Annotated in this window: 16 protein-coding genes and 1 tRNA gene; all 17 read right to left on the bottom strand. The window is 66.0% G+C overall.

The features are described 5' to 3' along the window. Positions 1-72 precede the first annotated feature (72 nt). Positions 73-699: a dTMP kinase gene (gene tmk, locus J2X57_RS02775; RefSeq protein WP_309863509.1), complete on the bottom strand. Its 627-nt coding sequence runs from the start codon at positions 697-699 to the stop codon at positions 73-75. Positions 700-741: 42 nt separating this feature from the next. Beyond that, a complete protein-coding gene (locus J2X57_RS02770; RefSeq protein WP_036113673.1) occupies positions 742-996 on the bottom strand; it encodes a hypothetical protein in 255 nt (84 codons plus the stop codon). Between the two features lie 585 nt (positions 997-1581). Further along, positions 1582-1668, bottom strand: a tRNA-Leu gene (locus J2X57_RS02765). A gap of 23 nt (positions 1669-1691) precedes the next feature. Further along, on the bottom strand, positions 1692-2270 hold the full coding sequence (locus J2X57_RS02760; RefSeq protein WP_036113666.1) for a cysteine dioxygenase family protein: 579 nt from the start codon (positions 2268-2270) through the stop codon (positions 1692-1694). A gap of 123 nt (positions 2271-2393) precedes the next feature. Continuing rightward, positions 2394-3497, bottom strand: coding sequence for a homoserine O-acetyltransferase (locus J2X57_RS02755; RefSeq protein ID WP_036113663.1), 1104 nt, complete (start codon positions 3495-3497; stop codon positions 2394-2396). 3 nt (positions 3498-3500) lie between these two features. Further along, positions 3501-4172, bottom strand: a complete 672-nt coding sequence (locus tag J2X57_RS02750; RefSeq protein WP_052191213.1) for a tetratricopeptide repeat protein — start codon at positions 4170-4172, stop codon at positions 3501-3503. After that, positions 4169-4591, bottom strand: coding sequence for a cytochrome c-type biogenesis protein CcmH (locus J2X57_RS02745; protein WP_308847138.1), 423 nt, complete (start codon positions 4589-4591; stop codon positions 4169-4171). The genes J2X57_RS02750 and J2X57_RS02745 overlap by 4 nt, the downstream gene beginning before the upstream one ends. A gap of 107 nt (positions 4592-4698) precedes the next feature. After that, positions 4699-5241 (bottom strand): DsbE family thiol:disulfide interchange protein, encoded by a 543-nt coding sequence (locus tag J2X57_RS02740; RefSeq protein ID WP_309863499.1) that lies wholly within the window; start codon positions 5239-5241, stop codon positions 4699-4701. Continuing rightward, positions 5238-7202, bottom strand: a complete 1965-nt coding sequence (locus tag J2X57_RS02735; RefSeq protein ID WP_309863497.1) for a heme lyase CcmF/NrfE family subunit — start codon at positions 7200-7202, stop codon at positions 5238-5240. Before J2X57_RS02735 ends, J2X57_RS02740 begins: the two co-directional genes overlap by 4 nt. After that, positions 7199-7699 (bottom strand): cytochrome c maturation protein CcmE, encoded by a 501-nt coding sequence (gene ccmE, locus J2X57_RS02730; RefSeq protein ID WP_051943718.1) that lies wholly within the window; start codon positions 7697-7699, stop codon positions 7199-7201. The genes J2X57_RS02735 and ccmE overlap by 4 nt, the downstream gene beginning before the upstream one ends. Next, positions 7683-7883, bottom strand: a complete 201-nt coding sequence (gene ccmD, locus J2X57_RS02725; RefSeq protein ID WP_036113652.1) for a heme exporter protein CcmD — start codon at positions 7881-7883, stop codon at positions 7683-7685. The genes ccmE and ccmD overlap by 17 nt, the downstream gene beginning before the upstream one ends. Then, positions 7880-8647 (bottom strand): heme ABC transporter permease, encoded by a 768-nt coding sequence (locus J2X57_RS02720; protein WP_309863492.1) that lies wholly within the window; start codon positions 8645-8647, stop codon positions 7880-7882. The genes ccmD and J2X57_RS02720 overlap by 4 nt, the downstream gene beginning before the upstream one ends. 66 nt (positions 8648-8713) lie before the next feature. Beyond that, the gene (ccmB, locus tag J2X57_RS02715) at positions 8714-9400 is read right to left on the bottom strand and encodes a heme exporter protein CcmB (protein WP_043693663.1); all 687 of its coding nucleotides are present in this window, start codon (positions 9398-9400) and stop codon (positions 8714-8716) included. After that, on the bottom strand, positions 9397-10032 hold the full coding sequence (gene ccmA, locus J2X57_RS02710; RefSeq protein ID WP_309864370.1) for a heme ABC exporter ATP-binding protein CcmA: 636 nt from the start codon (positions 10030-10032) through the stop codon (positions 9397-9399). Before ccmA ends, ccmB begins: the two co-directional genes overlap by 4 nt. 59 nt (positions 10033-10091) lie before the next feature. Further along, positions 10092-11471 carry an NAD(P)/FAD-dependent oxidoreductase gene (locus J2X57_RS02705; RefSeq protein ID WP_309863487.1) on the bottom strand — a complete coding sequence of 460 codons (1380 nt, stop codon included), beginning with the start codon at positions 11469-11471 and terminating at the stop codon, positions 10092-10094. Between the two features lie 88 nt (positions 11472-11559). Further along, positions 11560-12069: a polyhydroxyalkanoate synthesis repressor PhaR gene (gene phaR, locus J2X57_RS02700; RefSeq protein WP_036113645.1), complete on the bottom strand. Its 510-nt coding sequence runs from the start codon at positions 12067-12069 to the stop codon at positions 11560-11562. A 126-nt stretch (positions 12070-12195) separates the two neighbouring features. Further along, the gene (locus J2X57_RS02695; protein WP_051944251.1) at positions 12196-13701 is read right to left on the bottom strand and encodes a DHA2 family efflux MFS transporter permease subunit; all 1506 of its coding nucleotides are present in this window, start codon (positions 13699-13701) and stop codon (positions 12196-12198) included. Between the last annotated feature and the right edge of the window lie 57 nt (positions 13702-13758).

Genomic DNA, 13758 nt, shown 5'->3' with positions numbered 1-13758 from the left:
ATCGGCGGGCGAATTGGTTACTTGAGTAAAAGTGACAAAATCGGTTCAGCTCTCGTCCATGAAATCGGCGCGTCAGTCCGGATGTCCCTGTTTGGCCGCCAACGCCTCGCGGACATGGCCAAGCGCTTCCTGCGCGACCGCTTCGGCGGTCTGCGTCGCGTCGATGACGACCGTATGCCCGAGGCCCAGGCCACGGAAGATCGAACGGCAACGGTCGAGGTTCTCCGAGGTCTCGAAATGATTCGGCTTGTCGCCGCGCTTACGGATGCGCTCCAGTCCCACCCGGGGTTCCAGGTCCAGCAGCAACAGCAGGTCGGGGCGAGGGGCGAAGGCGTTGGCCTCCAGCAGAGCGCCGGTGTCCAGGCCGGCTGCCCCCTGATAGGCCACATTGGACGGGAAATAGCGGTCGAGGATGACGATCTCGCCACGGGCCAGGGCGGGGCCGATCAGTTCGGCCACGTGCTCTTTCCGGTCGAGAATCAGGAGGCGAAGTTCTTCATCCGGCGTCAGCCGTCCGGTGGATGCGGAGGCGCGCATCCGCATGCCCCACTGGCCGGTCGTCGGTTCCTTGCTGAGCGCCACAGGGGTGCCGGCCGGAGCCAGCGTGTCACGCAAGGTATGGGCGAGCGTCGTCTTGCCTGCACCATCGATGCCTTCGATGGCAACGAGCAGGCCACCGGGAATAGGGAGAGGTGCCATGGGCGGGGACTTTACCGGATCAGATCCGGACTTTCACCACCGTCAGGCCCGGCGTGCGACTTCCGCGGCGACGCGAGCATCACGTGTCAGCAGGTCGAACATACGCTTACCCGTTGCCGTGGCGCTCCAGTAACCGAATTCGTCCTGCGAGGCGAGGCCGCGGCGCAGAAGTCGGACGCACGCCGTTTCGTTGAGGCTGCTCACGGCAAGAAACGCTGTGGAACAGAGTTGCTGGAGCGCGAAACGCGCTTCCGGATCGATGGTCGGTTCGTGTCGCGTTCTTTCGTCGGTATGCACGTCATTTCCCCCGTTGATGCCCCGCTGGCGATTCTGGAGCTTCCCTCGGTTAAGGCCCCGTGAGCGAATACTTACGTACGTCCCCCGCAGGCTGGGCAGGTGTCGTCTCCTGTGGAGGAAGCGACGTCACGCAGGGCCACCCCGGTCGCAGGTTCGCAGAGGGCTGGCAGCGGCATGACGACAATTTCGGCCACACGATCGGCGTCCAGCCATCCCCGGCTTTTCTGGAGACGGTGTTCCAGCGCCCAGGCGCACATGGCCGTCATGGGCCCACCGGCGAGGAGGGTCTCCAGGCGACGTGCGGTGAAGGCTGGCCCGAGGTATCTCGCCATGGCGTCCTTCCCATGAAATCCTTCGCTCACCAAACGTGCAGCGATAGCTTGCATGTTGCGCAAGCGGGCGGACTGGATCGACATCGACGGCTACTTGAGTGGAAGGAGCGGCACATTAAGGTCGGCGAGTCGGGCGCTTTGCACCTATTCGGCAGTCGACATCCGGCGCCAGACAAGCCCGTCACATTAGTGAAGGCGGGGTGCCGGCATCCAAAAAAAACCCGCCACGTGGGCGGGTTTTTTTTGAAACGCGTGGTGCCGAAAGAGGGACTCGAACCCTCACTGTATCACTACAAACGGATTTTGAGTCCGCCGCGTCTACCGGTTCCGCCATTTCGGCACGGGCACGCGATTATGCGGGAATCAATGGATCTGGTCGAGACCCAGTTTGCGTTCGGCGCGCTGGTACCAGTCGTCGCCTTCGGGGTTGAACACGGCGCACTGGGTCATGCGGCCCGAATAGATGTGCAGGCTGACCGCGACCGCGTCGTCGCTGGGATTGCGGATGGTGTGGTACTCGTGCGGCGGGATCAGGCTGCCGGCGGAACCGGGGCCTGCCTGGATCGAGCCGACCGGGCGGAAGTGGTAGCGCTCCGCCTCGTGGCCCAGCAGTTCGTACTGGACGATTTCGAGCGCGCCGTTCCATACGCCTTCGACGCACCACATGCCGCTGTGGTCGTGGATCAGGGTGCCCTGACCGGGACCCCAGGTCATGGCGACGACGCTGTAACCGTGTTCTTCGCTGCGATAGAGCTCGCGGCGGGCGTAGTGGTCGCCGGCGGTCTCGAAGACGCAGGCGGGCAGGATGACTTCCTGCGAACGGATCAGCCGGCACAGCGCGTTGCGCAGGGTGTCGGTGATCGCCGGTGTGCTCGGCTGCGCGACGGAAGCGTCGATCGCATCGATGAGCTTGCGGCTGCCCTGGAAATCGACCGTGATCATGCGTGGTACCTCTGGAGGCGATGGTGGCGTGGGGACGCCGGGTCGCTTCCGATCATAGCAGGGCGGGCGGGGCGGGAGCGTCAGCGGCGTGCCGCCGCACCCGACTGACGTGGGGCCGTGGTGTCAGAGCGAACCGAGGAAGCCGCCAATGGCCTTGCTGTAGTTGGCGATGTCGACGAGGAAGGCATCGTGGCCCTGGGGCGAGTCCAGCGCGACGAACTCGACCGCCGCGCCCGCGGCCTCCAGCCCCTTGGCGATGGTTTCCTGCTGCTCCAGGGGAAACAGGATGTCCGTGCTCACGCCGATCACCATCGCGCGTTCGACCTGGATGCGGGCCAGGCCGCGCATGACGTCGCCCTCGCCGTGCTCGGCGATATCGAACCAGTCGCTGGCGCGCGAGAGGTACAGATAGCTGTTCGGGTCGAACTGACGGTTGAATCGCCGCGCATGACCTTCGAGATACGACTCGACCTGGAACTCGAAACCGAACGGTTCGTTTTCTTCACGCTGCTCCGCGTCGAGCCGGATGCGCGCGAAGCGGCCGTTCCACTCCATCGCGGAGCGATAGGTGATCACGCCCAGCTTACGCGCGATGCTCATGCCGTGTTCGGGCCATTCGTCGCCTTCGTATTGTCCGCCCTTCCAGTGGGGATCGAGGCGGATGGCCTCGCGCTGGAGCGAGCGGATGGCGATGGCGAACGGTTGCGCCTGCGGTGCGGTGTCGACGCTGACGTGCGTGCGCACCGAGGCGGGGTGCAGCAGCATGTACGCGAGTGCGCTCATGCCGCCCATCGAGCAGCCGACGAGGCAGGCGAGCTGTGAGATACCGAGGCCGGTGATGGCTTCGTGCGCCGCATTCGCCACGTCCTCCAGCGACAGCTCGGGAAAGGTCAGGCGGTACGGCGCGCCGGTGGCGGGATCGACCGACGCGGGGCAGGTCGAGCCCTTATCGCTGCCCAGCGAGTTAACGCAGACGACGAACCAGCGATCGGTATCGAAGGCCTTGCCGGGCCCGATCATGTCCTGCCACCAGCCGGGGGTGGGATCCTCGTCGTTGGATGCCGCGTGCGCACTGGGCGACAAGCCCGTCAGAATGAGGACGGCATTGCCGCGCGACGCATCGAGCGTGCCCCACGTCTCGAAGGCGACACGCGCGCCATGCAGTTCACCGCCCCTCTTCATGCGGAACGGTGAGGACAGCTGGTGGTAGCGGCGGGCGTCACCCATGGGTCATTCCTTCGGTTTGCCACCGACGCGCTTGTCGGCTTCGGCGATCTGTTGTGCCACCGCATGCGCCACGTTCGAATCCGGATCCAGCAGCGGCTGCAGTTTTTTCCAGGTGGCCGACGCGTCCGCGAAGTGCTCCTGCTGAAATTGTGCGATGCCCAGCAACCACAGTGCCTTCTGGTTTTGCGGATTGTCGGCGACGGCGGCCTGCAGCAGGTCGAACGCGCGTCCCACGATCAGGTGATCGCCACGCACGAGCGAGTCCGCCTCGGCCCAGCCGACCATCGCGGGGCCGTTCTTCGGGTCGGCCTTGAGCGCACCGTCGTAGGCTTCGCGGGCATCCGCCGGCTGCTTCAGCATGGCGTAGGTCTGGCCGAGCAGCAGCCAGCCCTGCGTATCGTCCGGATGCTCTTTCAGTCGCGCCTGCAGCGCGGCGATCGCCTGACCGACGTCCATTTCCTTCGGTGGCTCGACGCCGCCGAGCGTGGCCGGCGTGCCGACCAGCAGATAGATGCCGGCGCTGCCCAGAGGAACCAGCACCGCCAGCGCGACGACGAGCACGAACACGCCCTTCGAGCGCCCGTGCATCCGGCCCTGACGAATGAGCGGCACCAGGATGAGGGCGAGCGCGACGGCGAGCATGGCCCCGGCGGCAAGATAGAACGGAAGGGTCACCAGTCGTCCTCGGTGTCGTTCGCCGGCACATTGCCGACGGGGTTCTGGCGCGCACGGCGGCGTACCTGTATGGCGACGACGAGGCCGCCCAGGGCAAGCACGATCAGCGGCCCGAACCAGAGCAGCCAGGTCTTCGGTTCCACCGGTGGCTTGTACAGCACGAAGTCGGAGTAGCGATCGACCAGATACGCCTTGATCTCGGCATCGCTCCTGCCTGCCTGCATCATTTCGAAAATCTGTCGGCGCAGGTCGTGTGCGATCGGCGCGTTGGAATCCGCCAGGGTCTCGTTCTGGCACATCGGGCAGCGCAGTTCGGCGCTGAGATGCTGGAAGCGAAGTTCTTCGGCGTGGTCGCGGAAGGGCAGCGGCTGGATGGCCTGGGCGATCGAGAGCAGGGGTAGCAGCAGCATGAAGATCATGGCGAGGAGCGGTCGCGCGCGGGGCGCGCTCCTACCTTCTGCGGCAGGACCCTGACCGTTGCCGGCACGTTGTAGGAGCGCGCCCTGCGCGCGACCGTACCTGCCCATTACCGACCTTCCTTCGCCAGCGCCGCCAGCGCCGGCCGGAATTCCTTATCGACCACCTCAGGCGTAATCGGCCCGACATGCTTGTAACGAATTACACCCTTGCCATCGATCAGAAAGGTTTCCGGCGCGCCGTACACGCCAAAATCGATGCCGGCGCGTCCGTCACGGTCGGTGATGACGAGGTCGAACGGGTTGCCGTGTTCGCGGAGCCAGTTCATCGCGTCGGACGGTTCGTCCTTGTAGTTCAGGCCAACCAGACGCAGGCCCAGCGACTTCACCTCACCCGACAACACCGGATGCTCATGCACGCATTCGATGCACCAGCTTCCGAACACGTTGAGGAAATACGGCTTGCCCAGCAGCGAGGCCTTGCCGACCGTGCTCATGGGCCGACCCAGTTCGGGCACCAGGAAGTCCGGCGCTGGCTTGTCGATCAGCGGCGAGACGATCTCGTGCTGATCGTGCTGCGTGTTCCACCAGATACCGAAGCCGAACAGACCGCACAGCGCGAGAAACACGAACAAGGGCATCAGGCGACTCATGCGAGCGATTCCTTCGCGGGCACGGGGGCGGTCGCGGCGGCCTTCTTCGCGCGGAAGCGGCGCTCGCCCGCGGCGAGGAATCCGCCAAGCATCATGAACAGGCCGCCGAGCCAGATCCAGCGGACGAACGGTTTGTAGTACAGCCGCAACGCCCAGGCGCCCTCGACATCCGTCGCCTGCATCGGCTCGCCGAGCGCTACGTAGATGTCGCGGAACAAGCCCGCGTCGATGGCGGATTCGGTCTGTACCTGGCCGCGCGAATACGTGCGTTTCTGCGGTTTCACGGTCGCCATCGTCGTGCCATCGCGCTTGATGGTGACCGTGCCTTCATCGGCGCGCCAGTTCGGTCCCTGGGTTTCGTGGACTCCATCGAAGCGGAACACATAGCCGCCGATGGCCTGCGTGTCACCGGGCGCCATACGTACGTCGCGCTCGACACTCAGCGATTCGGAGAGCATCACGCCGATGATGAAGATGGCGACGCCCGTGTGAGCGACCAGCATGCCGGCCATCTCGGCCGGATAGCGGCGGCCGCGCGGCATCTCGCGCCAGCGCTTGAGGATGTACGACAGGGTGCCCGCGGCCACCCAGACGGCGCCCGCGATGCCGGCGATCGCACGCAGGTGACCCTGGGCGACGAAGGCGGCGACGATGGCGCAGATCACGGCGGCGATACCGGCACGCAGGGCGAGCGTCGTCAGCTGGCGGCCCTCGGCGCTGCCCCAGCGCAGGTAGGGGCCGAACGGAAGCAGGAGGACCGCGGGCGCCATCAGCGCGATGAACAGAAAACTGAAATAGGGTGGTCCGACCGAGATGCGGCCGAGGTTGAGCGCGTCGCCGATCAGCGGGAACAGCGTGCCCAGCAGCACCATGGCCGCCGCCGTGGTGAACAGCAGGTTGGCGATCATGATGCCGGTCTCGCGCGACAGTGCCGCGAACGGCTTGCCCGTCGCCACCCTGGGCGCACGGATGGCATAGAGCAGCAGCGAGCCGCCGATCACCACGATCAGGAAGCCGAGGATGTACAGGCCGCGACGCGGATCCGAAGCGAACGCATGTACCGAGGTCAGCACGCCCGAGCGCACGAGGAAGGTGCCGAGCAGCGACAGCGAAAACGCGAACAACGATAACAGCACCGTCCACGCGGGGAGCGAGCCCCGTTTCTCGGTCACCGCCTGGGCGTGGATCAGCGCGACGCCGACCAGCCAGGGCATGAACGACGCGTTCTCGACCGGGTCCCAGAACCACCAGCCGCCCCAGCCCAGCTCGGCGTATGCCCACCAGCTGCCGGCGACGATGCCCATGGTGAGGAACGCCCACGAGACGTTGGTCCATGGGCGCGCCCAGCGCACCCAGGCCTGCTCGAGCTCGCCACCCAGCAGCGCCGCGATGGAAAACGCGAAAGCCACCGAGAAACCCACGTAGCCCATGTACAGCACGGGCGGGTGGAAGGTCATGCCGGGATCCTGCAGCACCGGGTTGAGGTCGCCGCCGTCGGATGGCATCGGCAGCTCGCGCAGAAACGGATTCGAGGTAAACAGGATGAAGGCCAGGAAGCCGACGCCGATGAGGCCGAGCACGCCGAGTACGCGGGAGACGAAAGGTGTCGGCAGGTGACGGCTCAGCATCGCCAGCGCGAGCGACCAGACGTTGAGGATGAAGACCCAGAGCAGCATCGAGCCTTCGTGCGCGCCCCACACCGCGGTGATCCGGTAGTACCAGGGCAGCGCGAGGTTCGAGTTGTCGGCGACATAGGCCACCGAGAAGTCGTAGACCAGAAACGCGTGGATCAGCACGCCCATCGCCAGGAACACGAATACGGCCTGGCCGGCCGCGGCGGGTCGCGCCACGGCCATCAGCGCGGCGTTGCCACGCCACGCGCCGAGGATGGGAAGCACTCCCTGGACCAGCGCCAGCAACAGCGCGAGGACGAGCGCGAACTGGCCAAGCTCCGGAATCATTTCGGCGTACCCGGTGCCGTGGCCTTGTCAGTCATGGCCTGATCGCCCATGCCCTTGTCGTCGATCTTGCGGTTCTCATGCGCCTTGGCCATGGCGTCCTTGAGTTCCTTCGGCATGTAGTTCTCGTCGTGCTTGGCGAGCACTTCGCTGGCGATGAAGCGGGCGTCGTCCATGCGACCCGTCGCGATGACCGACTGGTTGTCGCGGAACAGGTCCGGCAGGATCCCGGTGTATTCCACCGGCATGGCGCCCTGGTCGTCGACGACGATGAAGCTGACCTTCAGGCTGTCCTTCGCGCGCTGGATCGAACCCGCCTTGACCATGCCGCCCAGCCGGAAGCTGCCGTACTGCGTGGCCTGGCCTTGCTGCACCTGGCTCGGGGTAAAGAGATAATTCATGTTTCGCTGCAATGCGAACACGGTCAGACCGACCGCCACGATGGCGGCGGCGATCACCGAAATCACGATGGCGAGGCGACGCTTACGGGTGGGATTCATTACGGGGAGCGGTTCCGGGACGGCGGCGGTTCTCCTGGCGCGCGAGGCGCGCACGGAGATCGCGCAGGTTGCGTCGACGCCTCGCCAGTGGCGCGAGGGTGTCGATCAGAAGGACGAGGAAGAAAACGGCGAGCGAGGTCCAGACGTAGAAGCCGTACTGGCCCATGGCGAGGGCGGCGGTCATGCGGCGTCGTTCCCCGGCGTGTTCAGGGCGAGATCGCGCACCCAGCCCTTGCCGCTTTCCGCGACGATGAAGTCGGCGCGCACGCGTGCGAACAGGCTGGCGACGTAATACAGCTTGGTCGCCGCCATCATCGTGAGCAGAGGCCACAGCATGCTCGCATCGATATGCGAGGGGCCGAGCAGACGCACCGTCGATCCCTGGTGCAGCGTGTTCCACCAGTTCACCGAGAAATGCACGATCGGCACGTTGACCGCGCCGACCAGCACCAGAAACGATGCGGCACGCGCGCCCTGACGCCGGTCCTCGAAGGAGTGATACAGACCGACGATGCCAAGGTAGATGAAAAGCAGCACCAGCTCGGACGTGAGGCGCGCGTCCCAGGTCCACCACGTGCCCCACATCGGCTTGCCCCAGAGCGAGCCGGTGACCAGCGTGATCAGGGTGAACGCGGCGCCGACAGGGGCGGACTCCATCGCCACGGTTTCGGCGAGCTTGATCCGCCAGACCAGGCCGATGAAGGCGGCGACGGCCATCGCGCCGTAGATGAAAAGGCTCATCCAGGCGCTGGGTACGTGGATGAAGATGATCCGGTACGCGTCGCCCTGCTGGTAGTCGGCGGGCGCGACGAACAGGCCGCCATAGAGCGCCACACCGCCGAGAAGCAGGGCGAGGCCCAGCGCCCATGGACGGACGGCACCCGCGAAGCGGTAGAACACCGGCGGGGAGCTGAGACGGTGCAGCCAGAGGGGAACCCAGTTAGCCATCGGTCCTCGTTGCCGTTTGGTGCGAGAAAGGGTGAGTCCGGATTCCGGTCCGTACGGTGGCGCGCATCATGAGTCCATCGCGATACGCAGCGCCGCGGCGCACGCAAGCGGTGCCAGCACCAGCGCCAGAACCAGTCCGGCGCCGAGCCACGCCACCGGCGCGACCCAGGGCAGGCCGTCCTGCGCGGCTGATACAGCCCCCGCGGCGAAGATGACGACCGGCACGCAAAGCGGCAGAAGCATGAGCGCGAGCAGCATACCAGAGCGTCGCGAGCCGGCCGTCAGCGCGACGAGGATCGCGCCCAGGAGGCACAGCAACGGCGTGGCCAGCGCGAGGGTGGCCACGAGCACGGGCATGGCCGGCGCCGGGAGCTTCAGCATGCTGGCCAGCAGCGGTGCGACGACGATCAGCGGCAGCGACGAGACGATCCAGTGAGCGAGGATCTTGACGCCCACGAGCAAGGCCAGCGGCTGCGGTGCGAGCATCAGCAGCTCCATCGAGCCGTCCTCGATGTCGCCGCGGAACAGGTTGTCGAGCGAAAGCAGGATGGCCAGCACGACCGTGACCAGCACGACGCCACCGGCGATGCGGGCGAGCAGGGCAGGCTCGGGTCCGAGGGCAAACGGGAACAGTGTCGCGACGATCACCGCATAGAGCACGGGCATGGCGATGTCACCGCGCCGGCGCCAGGCCAGGGTCAGATCGCGGCGCAGCAGGGCGGCGCAGGCGGCGGGTGTGCTTCCGGGGGTCATGCGTGCAGCCGGATGCGGCGTGGTGCGTCGCCTGCGAAAGACACCGCCCCGTGGCTCGTCACCAGAGCGGCACCGCCGCGCGCCGCATGGCGCTCCAGCAGGCGGTTGACCAGGGCGATGCCTTCGCGGTCGAGATTGGCGTAGGGCTCGTCGAGCAGCCACACGCGTGCGGGCAGGATCAGCAAGCGGGCGAGAGCCACACGCTTCTTCTGTCCGGCGGAGAGGCGGCGTACGGACTCGTCTTCGTATCCGGCGAGGCCGACCTCGGCGAGGGACACACCGATATCGGCGCCGCCGCGCAAGCCGTAGAGTCCGGCGGCGACACGCAGGTTCTCGCGAGGCGAGAGGTCGAGTTTGAGGCCGGGATGGTGGCCGAGAAAGACCACGGCCCCGGCGACGGTATCGAGCGAGAACGGAGCGCCGTCGAGCAGGACCTCCCCCGAGCCGGGGCGGAGCATGCCGGTAAGCACCCGCATCAGCGTGGTTTTACCACTGCCGTTGTCGCCTTCGATCAGCGCGATTTCGCCCTCGCGCAGCGCGAAATCCACCGGACCGAAGACCGGCTCATCCTGGCGCAGGAAGCACAGGGAGCGCGCTTCAAGCAGGACGGCGTTGGCGGCGGCGACGGTCATTCCGACGATTGTCCGGGCCATGCGGCGGCTTGTCCATGCGTGACGGTGTCGCGGCTTCCTCAGCCCCGATCGAACGCCTCGGCCGGCAACGGAGGCAAGGTCGCCTGCAGCGCCCGCACAGCCGCCTCCATATCCACCGACGCCACGCTTTCATGCCCCAGCAGGAGCTGCTCCACCAGCACGTCCTGTGCCTGCCCACGCTCCAGCGCGTAGCGGTAAGGCAGGTGCGTAAAGGTCACCATCCGGTAGCGCGGCAGGTAGTGCGTCGGGCAGCGCTCCGTCAGCAGCGCACCCAGCTCGCGCTTGCGCAGGAACACGGGATCCGCGACCTTGTCGCGCATCTCCACGTAGTTCTCCAACGCCATCCGGGCGATCGCGTCGGCATTCGGCTTGCGCGTCGCTTCAAAGGCGGCGAACACGGCTGCGGGATCGGACGGATTCGCCGCGAACAGGTCCGCCAGTTCGGCCGCGTCTTCGAAACCGCAATTCATGCCCTGACCATGGAACGGCACGATCGCGTGCGCGGCGTCGCCGATCAGCAGGGCACGGCCACCGATATGCCAGCGATCCAGGTAAAGCGTCGCCAGTGTGCCGACCGGATGGGCCGCCCAGTCGTTCGTGAACTCGGGCATCAGCGCCAGCGCATCGGGAAATTCCGTGCGGAAAAAGCCCTCGGCGGCGGCCGCGCCTGCGATCGTACGGAAGCTGGGGTGCTCGCCATCGTTGGGCAGGAACAGCGTTACCGTGAAGCTGCCCTCGCGGTTCGGGAGGGCGATGCACATGTAATGGCCGCGCGGCCAGATATGCAGCGCGTTGCGTTCGATGGCGAACGGCGCGGAGGGATCCTTGCCAGGAGGAATCTCGAGTTCCTTGTAGCCGTGACCCAGCTCTTCGATCCGTTCGCCGAGCGGCGAATGTCGGTGCATCTCGGCGCGCAACGCCGACCCGGCGCCATCGGCACCGATGATGACGGGTGCGTCGATGCTGCGCTCGGTTCCGTCCATGCTGCGCAGCATGAGCCTGCCCGCGTCCAGATCGGCCCCGGCCAGGCCCTGGTCGAAATGGATGGTCGCGCCGGCGGCTTCGGCGGCATCGAGCATCAGGTTATTCAGGCCACCTCGCGACACCGACCAGATCACTTCGGAATCGTCCACCCCATAGCGCTGCAGGCCGCTGTGGCCGGCCGGATCGTGCACCATGCGGCCGCGCATCATGACCGCCTGCTCGAGCACCTGCGCGGCGAGACCGGTGGCGCGCAAGGCATGCAGGCCACGTTCGGCCAGGGCGAGATTGATCGAACGGCCGCCCTGAAAGCCCGCCTTGCGGGGATCGGAGCGCTTCTCGAAGACGGAGACGCGGAAACCGCGTTGGGTCAGCAGGGTGGCGACCATGGCGCCGACCAGTCCGGCGCCGACCACGGCGATGTCGTTACGGGGCATGGCGGCCTGTTTTTGCTGCGCAATATTGCGGGGCAGCGCATCGTGCGCCGCAGCGCCGCCGGGAGCAAGTCCCTGGCGGCGGGATGCGTCAGCTTGCCTTCTTACCTGGCCGCGACGTCTGGCTCTGACGCGAGGCGGGCTCGGGCGGCTTGGCCGTGGCGGCATCGAGGAAACCGCGCTGCATCGACTTCCAGACGTCGAGGTTGCGCTCGGTCATCTCGTTGAGCATCGACCACGGGGTCTGGCCCATCAGGCTGTTGAGCTGGGTACGGAACTGCTGCTGCTGGTCGAGGAAGACCTGCAGGCTGCGCTCCAGGTACGGGCCCATGAAGCCCTGCAGGGAGTCGCCGTAGAAGCGGATGATGTGCGACAGCAGCTGCGGGGAGAGCATCGGCTGACCGTGCTCTTCGTGTTCGGAGATGATCTGCAGCAGGACGGATCGGGTCAGGTCGTCACCGGACTTGGCGTCGCGGACTTCGAAAGTTTCCCCGTCGAGGACCAGCTGGCGGACTTCTTCCAGCGTGATGTAGCTCGAGATCTCCGTGTCATACAGACGACGGTTCGGATACTTCTTAATGATGCGTAGGGATTGTGCCATGCGGCGAAAGCTACCACGTGGTATTGCGTCGCACCAGTTGTCGCACCGTCTTGTAAACGTTTGCGGTTTCACATATGGGATTGGAACGATTTAAATAACGCCGATTTAATGTTCGGAGGTGCAGCGTCAGTGCGCCGCCGCTCCTCCGGCATTCCCGAACGGCGGCTTCGCCAGCCAGAGAATCGGTATCAGTGCCAGAAAAAGGATCCCGCACAGCCAGAACACGTCGTTGACGGCGAGCGTCAGCGCCTCCCGGTTGACCACCTGGTCCAGCACGGTTCGCTGTGCCTGTCCATGCAGGTTCATCATCTGCAGCCGGTCGACATAGGCCATCGCCGCCGGGGACGCCGGATTGACGTATTCGGTCAGCGAGGCATGGTGCGCTTCGCCGCGATGCTGCCAGATCGTCACCGTGAGCGCGGTCGACACGCTCGACGCGAGCGTGCGGCAGAAGTTGGCCAGCCCCGACGCACCGGCGATCTGGTCGGGCCGCAGGCCGGAAAGGAAGATCTGGTTCAGCGGAATGAAGAAGCACGCGATGCCGATGCCCATGACGAAGCGAGGCAGGACCAGCGTGGCGAACGACGCGCCGCTGTTGAAGGTCGAAAACCAGAACGCGGTGAACGCGAACACGAGGAAGGCGAAGGTCACCACCGCGCGCAGTTCCAGCCGCTGGATGTTCTTGCCGATGATGGGCGACATGAGGAACGCGAGGATGCCGACGGGCGCGGTCGCCAGGCCTGCCCATGTCGCGGTATAGCCCAGCGTCGTCTGCAGCCACAGCGGGAACACCACCGTGATGCCGAAGAAGCCCAGCATGCCCAGCGACAACGCGCTGACGCCGACGGCGAAATTGCGCCGGGTGAAGAGCGACAGGTCGACCACCGGATACTTCGCGGTCAGTTCCCAGATGACTAGGAAGGTCAGCGCGACCACCGCGATGAGGCCGAGCGTCAGGATCAGCGGCGACGCGAACCAGTCGTGGTCGTTGCCGTTGTCGAGCATGAACTGCAGGCAGCCCACACCGAGCACCAGCAGGAACAGGCCTACCGAGTCGATCGGAGCGCGCACGATCTTCGTTTCACGGGTGCGCAGGATCGCCCAGGTGATCACGCCCGCCGCGGCGCCCACCGGTACGTTGATGTAGAAAATCCACGGCCAGGAGAAATTGTCCGTGAGGTAGCCGCCGAGGATCGGGCCGAAGATCGGTGCGACGACCACGGTCATCGCCCACATCGCCAGCGCGATGCCTTGTTTGTCTTTCGGATAGCTCGCCAGCAACAGCGACAGCGACAACGCCACCATCGGGCCGGAGCCCGCACCCTGCAGCAGACGGAACAGCACCAGCATCGGCATGCTGGTGGCCAGGCCGCACAGCATCGAGAACGCGACGAACAGCGCGACGGAGAAGCAGAAGGTCTTCACTTCGCCGAAGCGCTTGGCGATCCAGCCCGTCAGCGGCTGCATCACCGCGCTGGCCAGCGCGTACGAACTGATCGCCCACGTGCCCTCGTTCGAACTCACGCCCAGACTGCCCGCGATATGCGGGACGGCCACGTTGACGATCGTCATGTCGAGAATCTCCATGAACGTGGAGAACGCGACGGCGATGGTCAGCAGGACCAGCTGCATGCCCTGCAGCGGTTTCGGGCCCGCCGGTGCGGGCGCGGCGTCCGGAATGGCGACGGC

Origin of the sequence: Luteibacter sp. 1214, from assembly GCF_031455395.1 — a bacterium.
GTDB lineage: Bacteria > Pseudomonadota > Gammaproteobacteria > Xanthomonadales > Rhodanobacteraceae > Luteibacter > Luteibacter mycovicinus.
Note: the sequence above shows the minus strand (reverse complement) of the source record. Positions and strands in the feature narration are given on the sequence as shown.